The sequence below is a fragment of the Collinsella sp. TF05-9AC genome, from assembly GCF_003438495.1.
Taxonomy (GTDB): Bacteria; Actinomycetota; Coriobacteriia; order Coriobacteriales; family Coriobacteriaceae; genus Collinsella.
The window spans coordinates 36,873-57,624 of record NZ_QSSH01000009.1; the positions used below are offsets into that span (position 1 = coordinate 36,873).

Annotated in this window: 19 protein-coding genes; 9 read left to right on the forward strand and 10 right to left on the reverse strand. The window is 57.1% G+C overall.

Annotated features, from left to right (window positions below):
- Positions 1–2 precede the first annotated feature (2 nt).
- Both DXC52_RS04135 and DXC52_RS04140 read left to right on the forward strand, forming a co-directional pair.
- Entirely contained in the window at positions 3–818 is an 816-nt protein-coding gene (locus DXC52_RS04135; RefSeq protein ID WP_117746256.1) for an electron transfer flavoprotein subunit beta/FixA family protein, read from the forward strand.
- Positions 819–2,024 carry an electron transfer flavoprotein subunit alpha gene (locus tag DXC52_RS04140; RefSeq protein ID WP_117746257.1) on the forward strand — a complete coding sequence of 402 codons (1,206 nt, stop codon included), beginning with the start codon at positions 819–821 and terminating at the stop codon, positions 2,022–2,024.
- Here the strand turns inward: DXC52_RS04140 and DXC52_RS04145 are convergent.
- Positions 2,021–2,833 (reverse strand): HD domain-containing protein, encoded by an 813-nt coding sequence (locus DXC52_RS04145; protein ID WP_117746258.1) that lies wholly within the window; start codon positions 2,831–2,833, stop codon positions 2,021–2,023. The two genes, DXC52_RS04140 and DXC52_RS04145, sit on opposite strands and share 4 nt — an antisense overlap.
- 126 nt (positions 2,834–2,959) lie before the next feature.
- Between DXC52_RS04145 and DXC52_RS04150 the strand changes: the two genes are divergently transcribed.
- The 4 genes from DXC52_RS04150 to DXC52_RS04165 all read left to right on the forward strand — a co-directional run bounded on the left by DXC52_RS04150 (position 2,960) and on the right by DXC52_RS04165 (position 6,460).
- Positions 2,960–3,652, forward strand: a complete 693-nt coding sequence (locus tag DXC52_RS04150) for an AzlC family ABC transporter permease (protein ID WP_158554587.1) — start codon at positions 2,960–2,962, stop codon at positions 3,650–3,652.
- Entirely contained in the window at positions 3,642–3,965 is a 324-nt protein-coding gene (locus DXC52_RS04155) for an AzlD domain-containing protein (RefSeq protein WP_117746259.1), read from the forward strand. The genes DXC52_RS04150 and DXC52_RS04155 overlap by 11 nt, the downstream gene beginning before the upstream one ends.
- A gap of 192 nt (positions 3,966–4,157) precedes the next feature.
- On the forward strand, positions 4,158–5,129 hold the full coding sequence (locus tag DXC52_RS04160; RefSeq protein ID WP_255413395.1) for a 2-keto-3-deoxygluconate permease: 972 nt from the start codon (positions 4,158–4,160) through the stop codon (positions 5,127–5,129).
- Positions 5,130–5,317: 188 nt separating this feature from the next.
- Positions 5,318–6,460, forward strand: a complete 1,143-nt coding sequence (locus tag DXC52_RS04165) for a diguanylate cyclase (protein WP_117746260.1) — start codon at positions 5,318–5,320, stop codon at positions 6,458–6,460.
- 99 nt (positions 6,461–6,559) lie between these two features.
- On the opposite strand, the gene DXC52_RS04170 is transcribed toward DXC52_RS04165, so the two are convergent.
- Together DXC52_RS04170 and DXC52_RS04175 are read right to left on the reverse strand one after the other, a co-directional pair.
- Positions 6,560–7,495: a DMT family transporter gene (locus tag DXC52_RS04170; RefSeq protein WP_117746261.1), complete on the reverse strand. Its 936-nt coding sequence runs from the start codon at positions 7,493–7,495 to the stop codon at positions 6,560–6,562.
- Positions 7,496–7,594: 99 nt separating this feature from the next.
- Complete coding sequence (locus DXC52_RS04175; RefSeq protein ID WP_117746262.1) at positions 7,595–11,341, reverse strand: phosphoribosylformylglycinamidine synthase; 3,747 nt, start codon at positions 11,339–11,341, stop codon at positions 7,595–7,597.
- Between the two features lie 184 nt (positions 11,342–11,525).
- Here DXC52_RS04175 and DXC52_RS04180 point away from each other — a divergent pair, with 184 nt between their 5' ends.
- Together DXC52_RS04180 and DXC52_RS04185 are read left to right on the forward strand one after the other, a co-directional pair.
- Positions 11,526–12,086 (forward strand): cation:proton antiporter, encoded by a 561-nt coding sequence (locus DXC52_RS04180; RefSeq protein ID WP_233504807.1) that lies wholly within the window; start codon positions 11,526–11,528, stop codon positions 12,084–12,086.
- 119 nt (positions 12,087–12,205) lie between these two features.
- Positions 12,206–12,454, forward strand: coding sequence for a DUF6061 family protein (locus DXC52_RS04185; RefSeq protein ID WP_033121501.1), 249 nt, complete (start codon positions 12,206–12,208; stop codon positions 12,452–12,454).
- Between the two features lie 49 nt (positions 12,455–12,503).
- Here DXC52_RS04185 and DXC52_RS04190 read toward each other — a convergent pair whose 3' ends face one another.
- The 6 genes from DXC52_RS04190 to DXC52_RS10090 form a co-directional block, all read right to left on the reverse strand.
- Positions 12,504–13,529 (reverse strand): HAMP domain-containing sensor histidine kinase, encoded by a 1,026-nt coding sequence (locus tag DXC52_RS04190; RefSeq protein ID WP_117746263.1) that lies wholly within the window; start codon positions 13,527–13,529, stop codon positions 12,504–12,506.
- Positions 13,526–14,203, reverse strand: a complete 678-nt coding sequence (locus tag DXC52_RS04195; protein WP_055228678.1) for a response regulator transcription factor — start codon at positions 14,201–14,203, stop codon at positions 13,526–13,528. The genes DXC52_RS04190 and DXC52_RS04195 overlap by 4 nt, the downstream gene beginning before the upstream one ends.
- A 19-nt stretch (positions 14,204–14,222) precedes the next feature.
- Positions 14,223–16,295: an ABC transporter permease gene (locus tag DXC52_RS04200; RefSeq protein ID WP_117746264.1), complete on the reverse strand. Its 2,073-nt coding sequence runs from the start codon at positions 16,293–16,295 to the stop codon at positions 14,223–14,225.
- Positions 16,285–17,052, reverse strand: coding sequence for an ABC transporter ATP-binding protein (locus tag DXC52_RS04205; RefSeq protein WP_033121505.1), 768 nt, complete (start codon positions 17,050–17,052; stop codon positions 16,285–16,287). Before DXC52_RS04205 ends, DXC52_RS04200 begins: the two co-directional genes overlap by 11 nt.
- A gap of 77 nt (positions 17,053–17,129) precedes the next feature.
- Positions 17,130–18,317, reverse strand: coding sequence for a hypothetical protein (locus tag DXC52_RS04210; RefSeq protein WP_033121506.1), 1,188 nt, complete (start codon positions 18,315–18,317; stop codon positions 17,130–17,132).
- A gap of 35 nt (positions 18,318–18,352) precedes the next feature.
- Positions 18,353–18,604 carry a hypothetical protein gene (locus DXC52_RS10090; protein ID WP_199409450.1) on the reverse strand — a complete coding sequence of 84 codons (252 nt, stop codon included), beginning with the start codon at positions 18,602–18,604 and terminating at the stop codon, positions 18,353–18,355.
- A gap of 139 nt (positions 18,605–18,743) precedes the next feature.
- On the opposite strand from DXC52_RS10090, the gene DXC52_RS04220 reads away from it, so the two are divergent.
- The gene (locus tag DXC52_RS04220) at positions 18,744–19,766 is read left to right on the forward strand and encodes a cation:proton antiporter (protein WP_255413394.1); all 1,023 of its coding nucleotides are present in this window, start codon (positions 18,744–18,746) and stop codon (positions 19,764–19,766) included.
- A gap of 121 nt (positions 19,767–19,887) precedes the next feature.
- Here DXC52_RS04220 and DXC52_RS04225 read toward each other — a convergent pair whose 3' ends face one another.
- The gene (locus DXC52_RS04225) at positions 19,888–20,637 is read right to left on the reverse strand and encodes an SDR family NAD(P)-dependent oxidoreductase (protein WP_117746265.1); all 750 of its coding nucleotides are present in this window, start codon (positions 20,635–20,637) and stop codon (positions 19,888–19,890) included.
- Positions 20,638–20,752: the final 115 nt, after the last annotated feature.

Genomic DNA, 20,752 nt, shown 5'->3' on the forward strand with positions numbered 1-20,752 from the left:
AGATGAGCGATTTCCATATGGTGGTGTGCGTCAAGGCCGTGCCGGGAAGCACCGAGGTCAAGATGGACCCCAAGACCAATACCATCGTGCGCGATGGTAAGCAGGCGGTCATTAATCCCTTTGACGCGAGCGCTTTGGAATGCGCGCTGGCGCTGAAGGACGACTTTATCGGCTTTGGCATGGATGTGCGCGTGACGGTGGTGTCGATGGGCATCCCCGCGACCGAGTCGCTGCTGCGCGACTGCATCGCTCGAGGCGCCGACGACGCGCTGCTGCTGACCGATCGCGCCTTTGCAGGTGCCGATACCCTGGCAACCACCTATGCCCTCAAGTGCGGCATCGAGGCGCTCGACGAGGACTTCGACCTGCTCATCTGCGGCAAGATGGCGGTGGATGGCGATACGGCCCAGATTGGTCCCGAGCTTGCCGGTGCCTTTGAGATTCCCTGCGTGACCGACGTGAGCTGCGTGCGGAGCGCGGGCTTTACGACCTGTGGCTCGCTGGCGCTCGTTCACGGATGCGATGCCGGCGAGGAGACGGTGTACCTTGAGATGCCGTGCGCGATGACGACTGCCAAGGAGATTGGCCAGTTGCGCATGCCGAGTATTGCCGGTATCCGCGCGGCGGAGGAGGCGGACGTGCGCGTGGTCAGTGCCGCCGACGTGAACGCCGACCCCGCGCGTTGCGGTCTTGCCGGGTCGCCGACACAGGTCGTGCGCTCGTTTGTGCCCGACCGTGACCAAACGTGCGAGGCCGTTGACGGAACGGCGTCCGAGCAGGCGGCAAAACTTGCCAAGATCATCGAGGGGATGGCATAGATGAGCGGACTGATTATCGATAGCAAAGCCTGTATCGGCTGCGGTCGCTGCGTTCGCGCCTGCGCCTCGGGCGGCATTGTGGTGGAGGGCGAGCGTCCCAACCGATGCGCCCGCGTAACCGACGGCTGTATCCTATGCGGTGGGTGCGTCGACGCCTGCCCTGTCAACGCTATCTCGATCGAGTGTGACGAGGCCGCTGGTGCGGTGGACCTTGATGCATATCGAGACATTTGGGTCTTCGTGCAGACCGACGAGCACGATACGGTGACTCCCGTTGCCTATGAGCTTATGGGCAAGGGGCGCGAGCTTGCCGATGCTCGCGGCTGCCGTCTGGTGGCACTGGTCGGCATGAGCCCCGAGGGCTCGCTCGGGGACCTGGAGCATCTGGTTTGCGCGGGCGCCGACGAAGTCCTGGCCTGTCGCGACGAGCGCCTGCGCCAAAACGATGCGGAGGTCTACGCCCGCTTGATCTGCGATTTGGTAGCCGAACGCAAACCCGAGGCCATCCTATACGGTGCGACCGCTTTTGGTCGCGAACTGGCACCCGGCGTTGCCGTGCGTTTGCAGACGGGCCTTACGGCTGACTGCACCGTACTTTCGATGGATACAGAGACGGGACTGCTGCAACAGACGCGTCCGGCGTTTGGCGGCAACCTGATGGCCACCATCATTTGCCCCAACCACCGTCCGCAGATGGCAACGGTGCGCCCCGGTATCTTTAAGGCTCCCGACTTCGACTACGGCCGCTCTGGCACGATCACCCAGATATCGCTTGCGGATGATGCTAAGGCTCGTGTCGAGATCTCGATTCCCGCCGAGGAGTGGGGACAGCAGCCCTCGATCGCCAATGCCGAGCGCCTGGTCGTGGTGGGTCGCGGCATTGGTTCCAAGAAAAACCTGCCGTTGATGCGAAGGCTCGCCGAGGCTCTGGGTGCCGAGCTTGGTTGCACGCGTCCCGTCGTGGAGGCGGGTTGGCTGGAGTATCGCCACCAGATTGGCCAGACGGGCGTATCGGTTTCGCCCAGGCTTCTCGTGAGTATCGGTGTTTCGGGCGCCATCCAACATCTTGCCGGCATCGGTGGGGCGGAGTGCATCATCGCCATCAACGAGGACCCGGATGCCCCCATTTTCGGTGCTGCCCAGTACAAGGTTGTTGGGGACGCCGTCGAGGTCGTCGAGGAGCTGCTGGCCCAGCTTGAGCGCTAGGCGCGCGCCAGCCAGTCGCGCATCTCGTCCTTTAGGCGGCTCCAAGTTGCCTGCGTGGCGGGGTCGGTAAAGGGCCGCGTAATGCCAAAGGGCGCGTCGAGCAGGCGGTGGATATCGCCCTGTTCGCGCGCCAGCGCGCGGCTTGCTGGATAGACGAGCTCAAACATAAAGCAGATAAGCCCCACCAAGAAGTCGGCGGGCTCATCGCGCTCATCGCGTGCGACGCAGCGGTGCTCGTCAAAGGCGGCAAGTGTCGGCGACGAGAAACGGCTGCCGAGAAACGTCTTCTCGTCCACCTTGAGGATAGTGTCGACAGTGCTGTCGGCGATGGTGCGCATAATGTCGATCTTGTCGCCATCGCGCACGATATCGCAGAAGCTCCGCGTGCGCTCGTCGAGCTGCGCGGGTAGACGGAAATCGCTGTGATAGGCAATGCTCGCTCGGATGAGCTCATCTTCTGCCGGGTCATCGATAAAGTCGCGGATGCTCGTTACGGCGGGTGCATCGGCGGGATTCTCGCCAAAGAGGACCTCGATGCCCAGCGCCGCATGGCTCATGCTCTCGGCGTCCTTAAAGGTGTCCCAGCGTCGCAGCTGCTCAAAGCGGCCCATATCGTGTAGCAGGCCGCAAAGCCATGCCAGGTCAATTTCTTCTGACGACCAGCCCTGCTCGCGCGCTACGGCATCGCATGCCTTGGCCACGTGGTACGTATGCTCGATTTTGAGCGCGATGCGTGGGTTGGTGGCGTCGTAGGCATCGGTGTAGCTTTTGAAGGCCGCGCGCGCCCGGTCTCGATCGATAGCTGTCATAATGACTTCCTAAAAAGTTGTGTCTTTCGATCCGGTGGCAATTGTAGGCGAACTTTATTGCCACCGGTTGATATTTCTGCTGCGTTGCGAGGCGCGCTGCAGACGACTTACCAGAATGGGAGTGGCATGGTCCTTAGGATCTTTAAAATCGTCTGGCCGGTGATGCTTACCTATGTTGCGATAGGCGCGCCGTGCGGAATGATCATGGGGCAGACGGGAATGGAGCCCTGGATGGTCTTTGCTCTGAGCAGTACGTTTGTGACGGGCAGCGGCCAGTTTATGATCTGCAATCTTTGGCTGGCGGGCGTACCGGCACCTTCGATTATCGCGAGCGTTGCCGCCATCTCCTCGCGTTTTGCGCTTTACTCGGCATCGATCGCGCCGCATCTGACGGGTGCCTCGAAGCGTCAGACGCTGGCTGTTGCCGCGACACTTACCGAGGAGGCATATGGCATCTCGCTTGCCAAGTTGGTTGAAGGGGAGGATTGGGGCCCGCGCGAGTCCTTTGTGCTCAACGTGATCCTCATCGCGACATGGGGCGTTTCGTGTACGATGGGCGCCATCGTCGGCGCCGTTGTCGATGTTCCCACCGCCGTTGCAGCCTTTGTCTGCACCTCGCTCTTTATCTGCCTGCTCTTTTCGCAGCGGCTGTCGCGCGGCAACGTCGTCGCGGCGGTTTCGAGCGCGGTGTCCGTCGCCGTATGCAAGTTCTTGGGCCTCGTGAATATTGCCGTGCCGGCAAGCGTCGTGGCCGGCATTGCCATTGCGTTGGCGTGCGATGCAGTATTTGACGGAAGAGGTGCCCGCGATGCCCGTTAACGAGTTCTTGGTTCTGTGGCTGTCGTCGTGGGCTGCTATCGCGTTCTTTCGCATCGCGCCGGCGTTCGCCTTGCGCGGGCGGACCCTGTCGCCCCGCATTACCGAGGCCCTGGGCTATATCCCGCCCGCTGCCTTTGCCGCGCTGGTCGCCAACGACTTGGTGAGCCCCGGCGCGTTCGACGCGGGACTCTGGCCTGCCTTGGTTCCCTGGATTGCGGCCACCGGCGTCGTGGCGGTGGCAATCAAGACAAAGTCGATGTTGTGGTGCTGCGTTTCGGGCATCGTGTTCTATATCGTTTTGAGCCTCGTATAGGAGCAGGACGCGTTATCGTCCCGGCCTAACGAATCGAATTTCTCACCGAGGCGGTCTGCTTCTTCTGGTACCATGGTCAAACTTTACTGTAGCAAAGCGTGACGTGGGCTTTTGTACCCCGTCAGCGGAAATGGGGGTTTCATGGCACAGGAAGCAACCGCCAACGAGCAAAAGTAATTCAAGGTCCCGCGCATCCCGGGCGACATCATGATCTATCCCATGATCGTCGGTCTTTTGCTCAACACCTTCTGCCCGCAGGTTTTTGAGATCGGCGGCTTCTTTACGGCTGCCTGCCGCGGTGGCTCCAATACCATCGTCGCCGCGATCCTGCTGTTTGTGGGCGCCGGCATCAGCTTTAAGTCCACGCCGGGCGCCATCAAGACCGGCATCGTCGTGCTGATTCCTAAGCTTGTAGTGGCAGCCGCGCTGGGTCTGGGCGTCGCGTACTTCTTTAACGATAACTTTTTAGGCCTGAGCTCGGTTTCCATCATCGGCGGCATTACGTTTTGCAACATGGCGCTCTATACGGGCATCATGGGCGAGTTCGGCGATGAGTCCGAGCAGGGCGCTGTCGGTATCCTGTTCTTTACGGCCGGCCCCGCCGTCACGATGATCATCCTTGGTGTTTCGGGTCTCGCCAACATCCCCGTCGGCACCATCATCGGATCCATCCTGCCGCTTGTTATCGGCATGGTCCTGGGCAACTTGTTCCCGTTTATCAAGAACCTGCTGGTTCCCGGCGCCAATCCCGCGATCGCTGTAATTGGTTTTCAGCTCGGTGCGTCCATGAGCCTTTCGAGCTTCATCGCCGGTGGCATTTCGGGCATCCTGCTGGGCCTCATCACGCTCTTTATCGTCGGTCCCATTACCTTTGCCTTCGAGCGCCTGTGTGGCGGCAATGGTAAGGCGGCTGTGGCATGTTCCACCATTGCCGGCACGGCCATGACCACGCCGGTCGCCCTCGCCGAGGTCGCTCCGCGCTATGCCGAGCTTGCGCCCACCGCGTATGCGCAGATCGCCACTGCCGTCATCATCACGGCAATCATGGCCCCGATTCTGACCGGCTGGGTCGATAAGAAGTTCTGCCAGAGCAAGGAAGACCTGTCGCCTGCCGGTGTCGAGGCCATCGAAGAGGCTGTCGCGACCGACATCGATGGCGAGTAGCAATCGATACCCATCAATGATTCCGGCGTGCAACTCGCGCCGTTTGAGCGCCCGAACGAGAGCTGTCTTGCAGTGACGTTCGGTCGCTCTGCTATTATTCCCCTTACCCCTGCGGAGTAGGGGGTGTTTGTTGCCCAGATTCGAATTGGGCGATTCTGGCCACTTGGATATTGAAGGGAGGGCGTCTAGTGGTAAAGGCACTCAAGATCGAGATATTCCTGCTATGCATGATTATTCTTATCGGACTTGCCGTACGAAGCCGTCGCTCCCTGTTCTCGAGCACCCAGCAGCTTTTGTTTAGCATGCTGGGCTACACGTCTGCTGCCTACATTTTCTTCGATATGATCTGGACGCTCTCGGACGGCGTGAGCACTCCTGTAGGCATCACGGCCAACTGGATTTCCAACGCGGTTTCGTTTTCGCTGTTCGCCATCGCGTGCCTCATTTGGTTTTTCTATTCCGAGACGATGCAGGGCTCACGGCTCCTGACCACGCCCTATAGGGTGGTACTTTTAACGTTGCCAACCGCATTGGTGGTCGTTCTGGCATTTACCAGCTACTGGACGCACGCTATGTTCTATATCGATGCGCGGGGCGTATATCGTCGCGGAGCGCTTTATATGATTCAGCCTATCGTTAGCTACTGCTACGTCATATATACGTCCTTGCATGCCTTTATTCAGGCTCGAAAAGTCGAAAGCCTGCAAAAGAAGGCCATTTATCGCACCCTCGCCTTTTTTGCGGTTCCCGCTCTGGTGGGCGGTACCTTTCAGATCGTATACTCGGTGCCTGGCCTTTGTGTCGGCATAATGATTAGCATGTTGCTGCTCTATATCATCTGCCAGGAGCAACTGATCTCGACTGACCCGTTGACTGGACTCAACAACCGCAACCGTTTTGAGACCTATATGCTGTCGCTCTTTTCAAATGTGGATCAGGCCGAAGATGTATATCTGCTTATGATGGACGCTGACGGCTTTAAGCAGATTAACGATCGCTATGGACATGTGGAGGGCGACCATGCTCTTCAGGTAATATCCGCTGCGCTCAAAGAGGTCTGCTCGGCGTCTGGTGGCTTTATCGCGCGTTATGGTGGCGATGAGTTCGTGGTGCTCCAAAAGGCAGCGGCGGAACAGGATATCATGCATCTGTGCGCGACAATCAACGACGAGCTCGCGCATGCCGAGGTGCCGTATGCATTGCGGATGTCCATCGGTTGCGCGCGGGTCGGCGATAGTGTTGATACCTGGCAAGACTTACTTCGCGCTGCCGATGCGGAGCTCTACCGCGTCAAGGCCGAGAAAAAGAAAGCCGGCATCCAGATACGCTAGGAAAAGGGTCGCACGCTTGCGTGCGTGGCGGCCCTCAGCTCATCGATGTATTCCATTAAGCTAAAGTGTGCAAACGCCCTCCCTAAAAAGGTGAGCTCGCTAGGCTTTTTTGGGTTTGTTGACGATGATGATGCCGCCGCAGACCAACAACAGGGCAACGATGACGGTAACGGGGCTCGTGCCAGCGCCCTCGCCGAGCAGCAGTGCGCTCAACAGCACGCCAAAGACCGGGTTCATAAAGCCAAAGACCGACACGCGGCTGACGGGGTTGACGGCGAGCAGGTGGGACCACAGCGAGTACGCGACGGCGGAGATAAGCGCCATGTAGATGATGAGCGCGATGGCGGGGGCGACTTCGGTGGGGGACAATGTGCCGCCCATCAAAAAGCCGATGGCGGTGAGGACCAGGCAGCCGACTAAAAACTGCCAGCCGGCAAGCAAAACACCGTCGTGCTTGCGCGAGAAGATGCCGATCAGGCAGGTCGAAAGAGCGCCCGCGACAGTGGAGGCTAGGATAAAGCCCTCGCCATCGAGCGTGAAGCCAAAGGTGCCATCTGCGCCCGAAAGGTTGACAAGCGCGACGCCGGCAAAGCCCAACACGCAGCCAAGCACCTTGGCCGTATTGAGCTTCTCGGTGCGAAATGCCAGGGCGGCAAAGAGGATTGCGAGGAAGTTGGCGCTGGCCTCGATGATGGAGCTCGACATGGCACTGGCGCGCGAGAGTCCCAGGTAGAAAAAGAAGTACTGCCCGATAGTCTGGAAGAGCGACAAGACAAAGATGGGCTTGATGTCGCGCGCTTGCGGTACGAGGGGGCGGCGTTGGGCCGCGCTCATCCCAACGATAACCAGGACGCCGGCAAGGGTGAAACGCAGACCCGCGAAGAGCAGCTGCGATGCGCTATCGTGTGCCGGGATGCCGAAGAGCGTGTAGCCGATCTTGATGCAGGGAAAAGCCGACCCCCAGAGTGCGCAGCAAACGAGGCAGCCCAGGATGAGTCCGGGCAGGGTGGCGAGATACGGCTTGCGGCTTTCCATGATGTCCTTCCTACATGCGCGAAGCAAAAAAGAACCCGCCACCGGATGTGCCGGTGGCGGGTGTTGTTACCCGATGGGATTGTACCCGATGGGATGGTTTTAGGCGAAGTAGGCTACGCCACTCTCAAAGATCGGCATGAACTTATCGCCGGGGACATGCTCGGGCACGTTGCGGTACAGGTTGTCGCCGCGACGCTCGGCGTGGCCCATCTTGCCCAGGACGCGGCCGTCGGGGCTCGTGATGCCCTCGATGGCCAGTGCGGAGCCGTTGGGGTTGACGGAAAGATCCATGCTCGGCTTGCCGTCCTCGCCCACGTACTGCGTGGCGACCTGGCCGTTGGCGATGAGCTGGGCGAGCACCTCGTCGTTGGCGACAAAGCGGCCCTCGCCGTGGCTGATGGCGACGGTGTAGGGGTCGTCGAGGCTGCACTGCGACAACCACGGGGACAGGTTGGACGAGATGCGGGTGCGCACCAGACGGCTCTGGTGGCGGCCGATGGTGTTGAACGTCAGCGTGGGCGCATCGGGCGTGGCGTCGACGATATCACCGTAGGGCACCAGACCGAGCTTGACCAGCGCCTGGAAGCCATTGCATATGCCCAGCATCAGGCCATCGCGGGCCTTGAGCAGGTCGCGGACGGCCTCGGTGACCTCGGGAGCGCGGAAGAACGCCGTGATGAACTTGGCGGAGCCGTCGGGCTCGTCACCGCCCGAGAAGCCGCCGGGGATCATGACGATCTGGCTTGCACGGATGCGGCGGGCGAGCTCATGGGTGCTCTCGGCGACGGCCTCGGGCGTGAGGTTGTTGATCACGAAGGTGTCGGCCTCGGCGCCGGCAGCGCGGAAGGCGCGGGCGCTGTCGTACTCGCAGTTGTTGCCGGGGAAAACGGGGATGACCACGCGCGGGCGGGCGATCTTGGCGCCACCGTACACATGGATATCCTTGGTGCGGAAGTCGATGGTCTCGACCTCGGCGGTCTCGCCGGCGCTGCGGTAGGCAAAGACGCCCTCGATGCCGCTCTCCCAGGCCTCCTGGAGCTCGGAGAGCTCGATGACCTCGGAGCCGGTATCGATGACATAACCCTCGACGGTGGTACCCAGGGGCTCGACGACAACGCCGTCGGCGACCTCGGGCAGCTCGGCGTCCTCAGCGAGCTCGACGATAAAGCTGCCGTAGAGCGGGGCGAAGAGGCTCTCCACGTCCACATCCTCGGCAAGCTCGATACCGATCTGGTTGCCGACGCACATCTTAAAGAGGCTCTCGGCGCCGCAGCCGTAGCCGGGCGTGGAGATGGCTAGGGCGTCACCGGTAGCGGTAAGCGCCTCGACGGCGTCGAACGCTGCGAGCAGCTGCTGGGCGTCGGGACGGTAATCCTCGCCGTAGGTGGCGGGGGCGATACGGACGACGCGGTGCGTCAGGCCCTTGAACTCGGGGGAGACGGCGCGGGCCGCCTTGCCCACGGCCACAGCGAAGCTGATCAGGGTCGGCGGAACGTTGAGCTCGCCGGCCTCGTCCTCAAACGAGCCGCTCATGGAATCCTTGCCGCCGATGGCACCGGCGCCAAGGTCGACCTGAGCCATGAGGGCACCCAGGACGGCCGCCATGGGCTTGCCCCAGCGCTCGGCCTCGGTGCGCAGGCGCTCGAAGTACTCCTGGAAGGAGAGGTAGGCGCGCTTGTGCTCAAAGCCTGCGGCCACGAGCTTGGCGATGGACTCGACCACGGACAGGTAGGCGCCCGCAAACTGGTCGGCTTCCATCAGGTAGGGGTTGAAGCCCCATGCCATGGCGCTCGCCGTGGTGGTCTCGCCGTCCACGGGGAACTTGGCGACCATGGCCGAGCTCGGGGTGAGCTGCGTCTTGCCGCCAAAGGGCATGAGCACGGTCGCGGCGCCGATGGTGGAGTCGAAGCGCTCGGACAGGCCCTTGTTGGAGGCGACGTTGAGGTCGGTGACGAGCGAGGTCATGCGCTCGGCAAGCGTGGTGCCGGCCCAGCTGGGCTGCCACACGCTGCGGGCGCACACGTGGGCGACCTGGTGCTTGGGCGCACCGTTGGAGTTGAGGAACTCGCGGGACAGGTCGACGATGGCAACACCGTTCCATGCCATGCGCATGCGCGGCTCGGCGGTAACCTCGGCGATAACGGTCGCCTCCAGGTTCTCCTCGGCGGCGTAGCCCATGAACTCCTCGACGTCACCGTCGGCGACGGCGCAGGCCATGCGCTCCTGGGACTCGGAGATGGCGAGCTCGGTGCCGTCCAGGCCGTCGTACTTCTTGGTCACGGTGTCCAGGTCGACATACAGGCCGTCGGCAAGCTCGCCCACGGCGACCGAGACGCCGCCGGCGCCAAAGTCGTTGCAGCGCTTGATCAGGCGGCAGGCGTCGCCGCGGCGGAACAGGCGCTGCAGCTTACGCTCGACCGGGGCGTTGCCCTTCTGAACCTCGGCGCCCGAGGTCTCGATGGACTCGGTGTTCTGGGTCTTGGAGGAGCCGGTGGCACCGCCGATGCCGTCACGGCCGGTACGGCCGCCCAGCAGGATGATCTTGTCGGTGGGGGCGGGGCACTCGCGGCGCACGTGGTTGGCCGGGGTGGCGCCCACGACGGCGCCGACTTCCATGCGCTTGGCCACGTAGCCGGGGTGATAGAGCTCGTTGACCTGGCCAGTGGCAAGGCCGATCTGGTTGCCGTAGCTGGAGTAGCCGGCGGCAGCGGTGGTCACGAGCTTGCGCTGCGGCAGCTTGCCCTCGAGCGTCTCGGAAACGGGGACGGTGGGGTCGCCGGCGCCGGTGACGCGCATGGCCTGGTACACGTAGCTACGGCCCGAGAGCGGGTCGCGGATGGCGCCGCCCACGCAGGTGGCGGCACCGCCGAAGGGCTCGATCTCGGTCGGGTGGTTGTGGGTCTCGTTCTTAAACAGGAACAGCCAGTCCTGCTCCTCGCCGTCGACATCGACCTTCACCTTGACGGTGCAGGCGTTGATCTCTTCGGACTCGTCGACATCGGTCATGACGCCGGTCTTCTTAAGGTACTTGGCGCCGATGGTGCCCATGTCCATGAGGCAGACGGGCTTGGCGTCGCGACCGAGCTCGTGGCGCATCTCCATGTAGCGGTCGAAGGCCTGCTGCACCACGGCGTCGTCGATCGTCACGTCGTCCAGGACGGTGCCGAAGGTGGTGTGGCGGCAGTGGTCGGACCAGTAGGTATCGATCACGCGGATCTCGGTGATGGTGGGGTCGCGATCCTCATCGCGGAAGTACTGCTGGCAGAAGGCGATGTCTGCTTCGTCCATGGCAAGGCCGCGCTCGGCGATAAAGGCGGCAAGGCCGGCCTCATCGAGCTCGCGGAAGCCGTCGAGCACCTCGACGGGCTGGGGCTCGGGGGTCTCCATGTGCAGCGTCTCGGGCAGATCGAGCGAGGCGATACGGGCCTCGACGGGGTTCACCACGTAGTGCTTGATGGCCTCGATGGCAGCCTCGTCCAAGTCGCCCGAAATCATGTAGACCTTGGCGGAGCGCACGGCGGGGCGCTCGCCCTGGCTGATGAGCTGCACGCACTCGCTGGCGGAGTCGGCGCGCTGGTCAAACTGGCCAGGCAGGAATTCGACGGCAAAGACGGCGCCATCGCTTGCGGGGAGCTCGTCATAGGTCACATCGACCTGGGGCTCGCTAAAGACGGTCGGCACGCAGGAGCGGAAGAGCTCCTCGTCGATGCCCTCGACGTCGTAGCGGTTGATGATCCTCAGGGCCTCGATGCCCTTGATGCCGAGAATCTCGGTCAGCTCGCCCTTGAGCTGCTGAGCCTCGACGTCGAACCCGGGTTTCTTCTCCACGTAGATACGAGAGACCATTGGTTCCTGCCTTCCTGATCGGTTGGACGTACGGTACGGTATGTGGCAGCGGTCGGTTTACGGGGCAAGCCTCGCGGTCGCCTTGAGCCACATGTTTGTAAACCTCACTATGATACGACAGCTCGCGGCGCGTTGAGGACGGCGAGGGTGCTACAGTGAAGCGCAAACAAGAGAAAGGCATCACATGGCATTCGTTTCGCTCGCCATCATCGCACTCGTGGCCTTTGCAAGCCCCTTCATCGCCTCGGCGATTCCCAGAAAGCCCATTCCCGAGACGGTCTTTTTGCTCGTGCTCGGCGCGGTGCTGGGACCCCATATGCTCGGCGTCATCCATGTAGATGCCGAGGTCTCGCTGGTGTCCGAGCTCGGTCTGGCCTTTTTGTTCCTGCTTGCCGGCTTTGAGATCGATCCCAAGAGCATCACGGGCGTCGAGGGCCGCTACGGCTTGGCGACGTGGGTCGTCACGTTTGGTATCGCCTGGCTTGCTGTGCGCTTTACCCCGTGGTTCTCGGTCAGTCATTTCGACGGTATCGCCGTGACGCTTGCCCTCACTTCCACGGCGCTCGGCACGCTCGTACCCATCATGCGTGAGCGCTCGCTCACTGGCACGCGTGTGGGCGACTCCATCCTTGCCTATGGCACGTGGGGAGAGCTCGGTCCCGTGCTCGCCATGTCGGTGCTGCTGTCTGCCCGCACTGGCATCCAAACGCTCGTAATCCTTGGCTTAACAGTGATAAGGAACTAATTTACTTATCAACTGTTAGCTGACGGTTTCCGGGGTGCATACGGACAAATCCCGTCTGATTTCTAACAGGAAGTCAGACGGGATTTTCGCTTTATATTACGAATTATGGAGGACATACCATGAAAACCTTAATATCTTGTGCCTACAATATGGATAATTGCTGTGTGGAAGTGAAATTCAGCGACGGCAGTATGATTGCGATTGACACTATCGTCGTTGAGAACGAGATTGCTGACAATATGTATCAGCGGTCAGAGCTGGATTATTTGATCTACAACGCTCCTTTGGAGTATGCAGACCTTATCTTGAACGGCGATCCCGAAACCTATTTGAAAACTGTAACAGAATACAAGCCTTGGGATAGCTGACAACACGCTGCCCGCAGGAGAAAATCCTGCGGGCGTTTTTCTGTTTATATTATTTCCCTCCGTTGGATCTCAATTTAGGAAAGAAGATGACAATCTTGAAGCTCTTTCCCCACTGGGAAGCTGCTTCCAGATGAAGATTTAGATCGTCGGCCATCTTCTTAACCAGGTAAAGTCCCATACCGGTAGCCTTCTTTCTGCTGTCAGTAGAATCCCCGGTAAAGCCCTTTTGAAAAATGTACGGCAGATTATATTTTTTTACGCCAATGCCGTTATCTTCAACAGAAAGGATATCTGCAGTCTCCGAATGTATCACGGAAATTGTAAGCATGGGACTATCGCTGCTATATTTGATGGCATTGCTAACGATTTGTCCCAACATAAACTGAAGTCCTCTACGGTCTGTATAGACTGTTTCAGATTGCAGTTTGTTGAGAATGACAAAATGCTTCTCTTCAAGAAGTGGGGCATAGTCCTCCAGAACTTCACCCAAGCAGTCATTCAAATTGACATCCTCAAATCGGTAATCCTTTGTACTGCTCTTCAACCGGGCATAGTACAGCATCTGCGTGACATCCTCCTGAAGCTGACTGCGGACATAATCCAGCTTTGCTTGCAGGGAAGGAGAGATTTCATCGTTCCGGTTATCCAAGAGCATGGTCAGCAACGATAGGGGCGTTTTCGCTTCATGTGCCCAGCCCTCCACGTATTCTTCATAGTCCCGTAGGGCATCCGCCATATTGTTACTCTCGTTTTTGTATTCCCGTAAAACCGAAGCCAAAAATCGGACAGATTCTCCTTCTTTCTGACTAATGGCACTGAGCAGCCGTTCTTCATTGCAGATGGTAGGATCACTGAGGAAATCTCGGAACAGTTCCATGTGGGTGTTCTCCCTCTTGTTTAGTACAAACAGAATCGCTGAAAACAAAAGGATGCTCGTCAGAACTACTAACCCGATCAAGGGTTGAAATACCTGAATGTCAGAAATCCAAAGAATGACAGCGCAAAAGCAATCCACGCCCAGCAGCAACAGAAGCCAGGGGTAGTACCGTTCTATCATGTGCCAAAGCTGCTTCATAGAGACACCTCCGCTTCCAAACGGTAGCCCATTCCTCGAACTGCAACGATTCGCTGCTTCATTTCAAGGGCGGACATCGTTTTTTTCAGCCGGGTTAGGTTAACCTGCAAGGCATTTTCATCTATGTATTCCGTGGTTCCCCATAGTGCCATGCAAAGCTGCTCCGTCGTGACCAGAGCATCGCCGCCGGACAAAAGAGCGACCAACAGTTTTCCCTGATTTTTTGGAAGCACCACAGAGGTATTATGAATATAAAGCGTGTAGGTCTGCTGGTCTAACAGGAAATCTGGTCCCTCTATGAGATTGGTACGGCCTTCATACCTTTTGAGAATATTGGATACCCTGGCAAGAAGTCGATCTTTTCTGCACGGCTTCGTCAAATATTCATCGGCACCCAACTGGAACGCTTGCAGTTCATCCTTTACCTGATCTCTGGAAGTCAGCACCAGGACGGGGATAGCAGTTTTATTCTTTAGCTCCTGGCAGATTTGAAAGCCACTGATCTCCGGCAAGTTCAGGTCTAAGATCACAAGGTCAGGGCGGAGGGCTGCCAAGAGCCGAGCGGCATCTTCAAACTCGGTAATTGCCTCCACAAGATAGCCGTCCTTTTGGAGCATATCGCAGAGTTCTTCCCGCATATAGACTTCATCTTCCACAACAGCAATTCTTTTCATGACAGCACCTCCTTCCAAATTATTCTTCTCTCTGCGGCTGCATCAGTGTCAACAAATACCGATCACTGGAGCGCTTGACCACTCTCATATAAATATATTCTATCACGCAAAGTAGTAAAATCATAGCAGCAGATACAAGCAGCATTTCAGACACTGTCCCACGGGTTCGGGACGAGAGTATCCCTGTAAACAACGCCCTGACTCCAAACAGACTGCTGACAGCCGCAACCAATACAGGAAGTCCCATAAACCAGGTAATTTGCTTTCCAGCAGACTGGCAAAGGGTTTCGTAAGTAGCTCCCAGGCGGATCAGGGTCTGGTATCTGCGCCCGGTTTTCTGCTGACTCATCAGGAACTGAACACCCACGATGGTGTTGGCAACTACCAGGAAAACAATCGCAAGATAGAGGGTAATATAACTGGATGCTATGGTGTAGAAAAGCTGACGACCTATATTCTGAAGATAGCTTTCATATTCAATGCCAGTTTCGTCCAGCTTCTCGTTCAAATCCAAATATGCAGTCATAAGGCTATTTCCATCCAGAGCCTGCTCACTGAGCACCGCATTGACATAGGTATCATACATTCCCTGGCTATAATATAGGAATGCTTCATCCGGAAGAATCAATGCAAAGGACAAGGTTATAGAACGGTCCGTGACCAAATTCACAGACTGAACCTCTCCTGTAAGATGAATCGGACTACCATCCAGTTCCACCTTGGGCTGTCCGGCCAATACTTGGTTCAGCATTGCGGTACGACTTGCTGTAGTAAACTCTGTATCAATATAGACAGCGGCCTCCTTTTCGCCTAATTGGAGAGCCGGTTTGCCGGACAATTCCAACAAACGATTATAGTCCGATAAACAAATCAAATATGGGTATGTGGCATAACCAAGATTGTTCAGAAGGACATCCCGGTCTTCCGACTGGGGCAGGCTCCGAAGAGAGTCCATAACAGCGTCCATGCTGTAGGCATTATCATAATCTTCTGTGGTGCGAATACGCCCAACCCTCATTTCAAAAAGCTCTGAAAATTGATTTTCCAAACCGTTTTCTTTCAGGGCTGCCTTTATATTCGGAAGAACCTGCGATGAATCTTCTGCAGTATGATCTTCAAAAGTATAGTCGATTACATGGCCAGAAGACAGGCTATTCGTTCCTGCAATTCCTACGCCCGCACCAAAACAACACAGCGCCGCCAGAATCAGCAGGGAGCTGATGGCCATGGAGGTTGACTGATGAATAACATTCTCCTGAATCTGCCGGAAGGTAAATACATGAAGCTGCTTATTTCCTTTTCCTTTCTTAACAATCAAAGCAATCAGCGCACGCATCCCATAGAAAAGCAGCATCGTACCAACTATGCCCAACAGCAAAGTCAGTCCCATCATACTTACCTTTGTCCATGCAATTCCCTGAATCGCCATGTAGTAAGCCACTGCCAACATCACACTTCCGCATATAGCAGCCAGTCCATAGATAACAGATGGCATTTGCTTTTTGGGGCGGTTCGTTGGCTGGGATAGCAAAGTACCGATCTCCTGGCGGCTGATTCGTCCACTCAAAATCAGAAGTGCCGTCAGCTTAATTGCCAGAAATCCTGCCAGCGTCCATTCAATTGCAGACCAGGATAAAGAAAACTGATGACCGATGATCCCCATGCCTACCAGCTTGGCGGTGACAAGACTGACAATTTCTGAAAGCACCACAGCCACAGGTAAGCCTATGAGCATGGCAAGAATACTGGTCAGGAAATCTTCCGCCAGAAGCATACCAAACAGTTTACTTCTACGCATCCCCAACATTAGATAAACACCAAACTCATGCCGTCTGCGCTCGAACTGATACTTGCAGGCAAAATAGATCAAAAAGAACAGAATACCGAGGGTCATCCCATAAAACGCAGGAATCAGAAGCAGGAGTTTGTCAACTGCGTCACTCTCCATTTTCTGCAAAAAGAGCATCACATCTTGAGTGGAGATGGAAAGAATCATGTAAAAGGCAACAATAGAAATCACCAGGGAGCTGAAAAACAGACCGTTTTCCTTTCGGCTGCGGTGGCTGTTCCGAAGAATGAGATTAGAGAACATTTGCGCTGCCCCCTCCCAGTTGCGCCATCACCTTCAGGATGCGCCCGTAGAACTCCTGCTGGCTTTCGTCTCCACGCCGAAGCTCATGAAAGATCACGCCGTCCTGGATGAACAGAATGCGCTTGCAAAAGCTGGCGGCATTGGAATCATGGGTTACCATCAGGATCGTAGCTTGTTCGTCACGATTCAGGCCGGACAGCTTCTCCATAAGACTTCTTGCGTTCTTAGAATCCAGCGCACCCGTCGGTTCATCGGCAAGGATCATTTGGGGATGTAAGATCAGAGCCCTTGCTGCCGCAACACGCTGACGCTGGCCGCCGGACATCTTGGACGGAAACTTATCCAGAACATCAGTGATTTCCAGATAGTCAGCCAACTGCTTCAGCCGCTGGCTGCTTTCTGCTTCGGATACCCCATGCAAGGAAGTCGGGAGCAGGATGTTTTCCCTGCCAGTCAGGTTGTCCAGCAATTCAAAGTTCTGGAATAGATAACCAACTTTTTTGCCACGGTACTCTGCAAGAGCCTTTCCCTTGAGGGATTGCAGAGTATCGCCTTCCACCTGAATGCTTCCACCTGTGGGTTGAATCACAGTCGCAATACAATTGAGCAGTGTGGATTTACCGGAACCGCTGCTTCCCATAATGCCGAGAAACTCTCCCGGCATCACCTGGAAGGTGATCCCATTCAGTGCCTTTGTTTGACTTGGCACATTGCCATAGATTTTTGTTAAATTTTCAATATTCAAAATGGGTTTCATGTGAATACCTCCTATCATTTGTAATAAAATGATAGCATGGGAACACAGCAAATACCACTTACAGTGGTTGTAAGGATTCAAGATATAAGTGGCGGCTCAAGGGGGACGAGCATATATTTTGTAAGAGCATCAGGCGACAATGATAAAATATACCGGATCGCCTCCTTGGCAAACCAGTTCGTTTTAATTGTATCCCAATCAGCAAGTCGGATAATCTCTGCTGTGCCGTTCTCAAAATCAACTGAAATTTCGCCCCATTCGCCGTCGCAGTCTGCTTGATATTCGTAGATTGCGGCGGCGATTTTCTTTTTGCGCTTGGTTTTGGTTTTCTGTTTCAGCCGGACAGCATGGAGCGCACCTTCGGCAACCAGCAGTTCTGTCAGTTTGTCCACCGCTTTCCGGTAGGCTCGCTCTGCACCGCTGGCTGTGCTGCCCTCAAACATAATCGCCAATTCTTCAAAAGTGGGGCGGTTCTTCCATGAGCCAACTCGCCCGCAGGTCATACAGATTGCTAACCGTTTTTCGAGCAAGGTCTGTTCCCGGTAATTCAGCTTCTCAAATGCCCGCTGTACCTTTTCTGCTTGTATGCCGTTCCAGAGGATGTCGGTATAGTTCCAGCTATCGTCAAGGGCTATATCCTCGCCTGTTTCCTCGCCGTCCTCGTCCGTTATATAGAACGGCTGTTGGTTGCGGATTCCACGGACAACTTTCAGATATTCTTCCGCAAGAGCAAGGTCGCAGTTATACTTCTTGGAAAACTGGTTGACCGCATCTTTGGTGTTATGGTACAGCCACGCCATTGATCGCACCATTTTGTAATTGGTCAGAGAGGATACCGACCATTTTTCTTCGCCCATGCGGAAACGGAGCATAGAATCCCAGATGAACGGATAGATGTATGTAGCATACTCCGCACCCTTGGCAGGATCATAGTCCATCAGCTTTTGGAGCATTTGCTCCCGGCAGGAGATCTTTATATCGATAAATCGGTCTGTGTCGTACAGATTGCCGCCGTCCACACTGAGAAAGCCTTTGATGCGCTTGTTGAGCTGCGTTTCGTAGTGGTGCAGAAAGAACGAAAAATATAGCAAATTCTTTTCCCGCAAAGCAGACAGGATATATTCATTCAGACTGTCCACCGCTGGCGGTTCCGGTTCCAGTTGGAAGATGCGCTCTGCCACATAGGGGATGATGCCGTCACCGTGTGGATTAACTTGGTGCTTCGGTATGTATCCGGTCATGTTCCACGAAAAATCATTTAGCATAGCGCACCTCCCTTCTAAGTAATCAGCGGGAATAATTAACCATAATTCCAAGTTTGTCTTGCAGCATTTATATTATCCAGAAGAACAGATGCAGGATTTGCCTCGTAATAGTACGTGCTCATATCCAAAATGCCTTCTTCCATTTCACCCCACTCTGCTGTGCGAGAAACAAAGATTCTATTATATACACACCAATCGCATGTGGTGGTGAAAGCAGCAATATCTGCAAAGTCTTTTGGAAATACAATTCTTCTTCCATTTGATGTTGGCTTAAGATAGTTCTCCATTATTTCTTTGAAATTCTTCAGATCATAATCCGTAGCGTTTTCCAAAGCTTTACAGACAATCAATTCTTCGTGCGTGAATTCTGTAAGTGTTTCTAAATGGTTTGCAAGAATTAGACCATAAATAACGCAAACCTTTGGCTTGTTTGCGGTGGTTTGCGTGTTGCTTGCCGTGGTCCCGAGCCGCTCCAAGCGCGTCGGCAGCCGTTTCTTTGCGTTTGTCGAGGAGCGCGCCGATACCACATCGCAGACCTTCGTGCGCTTGACGGTTCTCATCCTGGTCACGCTCGTGGCGTTCTCGGCCATCTTCGATCTCGACATCGTGCTGGGCTCCTTTGCCGCCGGCTTTGTCCTGCGCTATATCATCCCCGAGGGCAATCACACGCTCGAGACCAAGCTCGATGGTCTGGCCTACGGCTTTTTGATTCCCGTGTTCTTTACCGTGTCGGGCGCAAAGATCGACCTGACGGCTGTGTCATCGCGCCCCGGGCTGCTCGTGGGCTTTATCGTGGCGCTGCTCATCATCCGCGCCGTGCCCATTCTTGTCTCTATGAGCATCTGTCCCGAGACGCGCGATGTCTCGGCGTATGGCCGCATTACCGTGGCCCTGTACTGCACCACGGCGCTTCCGATCATCGTTGCCGTAACGAGTGTGGCCGTCAACGCGGGGGCGCTTTCGCAAGACATTGCCTCGGTCATGGTTGCCGCCGGTGCCATCACGGTGTTTTTGATGCCGCTGCTCGCCCAACTCTTCTACCGCGTGATCGACGCCGCGCCGGTTGCCGCCGTGGCGGAGGTTGCCGAGCATCCATCCGACGCGCTCGATATTCTGCGCGCCCATCACGATCTGGCGAGCTTGCTCGCGCGTGAGCACGAGTTGTTGACCTCGCACGGTCACGGCCGCGCACTCGACGGCGTGCCTACGATCGATACCATTGCCGATCGCCTTTCGGCCGAGGCGGCAAGCGAGCGCATCGATGCCCGTATCGTCGACGCCGCCCATTTGCTGGCCGAGAAGACCTATGGCGACGAGATCGACCCGTCCAAGCTCACCCCGCGCGAGCGCCGTCGCCTGGAGCGCGCCAAGCTCGCCGTGCACGAATACCGCCGCCGCATGCTGGAGCTCTACGCTAGAGAAGAAGCCGAGGACGACGACGGCAAGTAGCAAGGAATACCGGGATACGGGTTCCGTCTAAATAAAGGAAGGCGCGCTGCCTGCAATCGATGCAGACAGCGCGCCTTTTGCGTAGGGCTCTGTAGAAGGCTGGGGCAAAAGCCTGTGACCCTTAGGAGCGGGCGGCTCCGTCGACGGGGAGTACGGCGCCCGTGACGTAGGAGGACATGTCGCTCGCCAGGTAGACGAAGGCGTTGGCGACGTCCTCGGGCTCGCCCATGCGGCCGAGCGGAATGGTGGCGATGATGGGCTTGATGACCTCTTCGGGCAGGTTGGCGACCATATCGGTCTTGGTCACGCCGGGCGCGACAGCGTTGACGCGAATGCCCATGGGGGCGAGCTCGCGCGAGAGCGACTGGACCATGCCGTTGACGGCAAACTTGGACGTGGGGTAACCGACGCCGGAGGGCTGGCCGTACTTGGCGACCATCGAGCTTGTGGTAGTGATGGTGCCGCCGTGGCCGGCCTCGGTCATGATCTTGGCGGCAGCTTGGTGACCGTTAAAGACGGCGACGACGTTGAGGTCCATGACCTTTGCGAACTCCTCGGCCGTATAGTTAAGGAGCGGCGAGCGCTGGGAGATGCCGGCATTGTTGACGACTGTGTCCAAGCCGCCCATGTCGGCGGCAGCCTGGGTAAAGGCCTCGGTCACGGCTTCGAGCGAGGTGATGTCGCAGGAGCGGCCCCAGACCTTGGCGTCGGGATAGGCGGCTGCCAGCTTCTCAACGGCCGCGTCGGCAGTCTCCTGGCGCGAGCCAAAGACAGTGACGGCAGCGCCTTCCTCGATAAAACGGCAGGCGATGGCATAGCCGATACCGCGCGTGCCTCCGGTGATGATTGCTTTCTTGCCCTCGAGCAACATGGTGCTTCCTCTCATCGCGGGCGGACATTCGCAGCACAGCGTAGCGGTAGCCGGAATCGGTCGCGTTTGCATATCGGTGAACGGTAGCCCGCGTTACCGATGAGCGGCTCGCGCA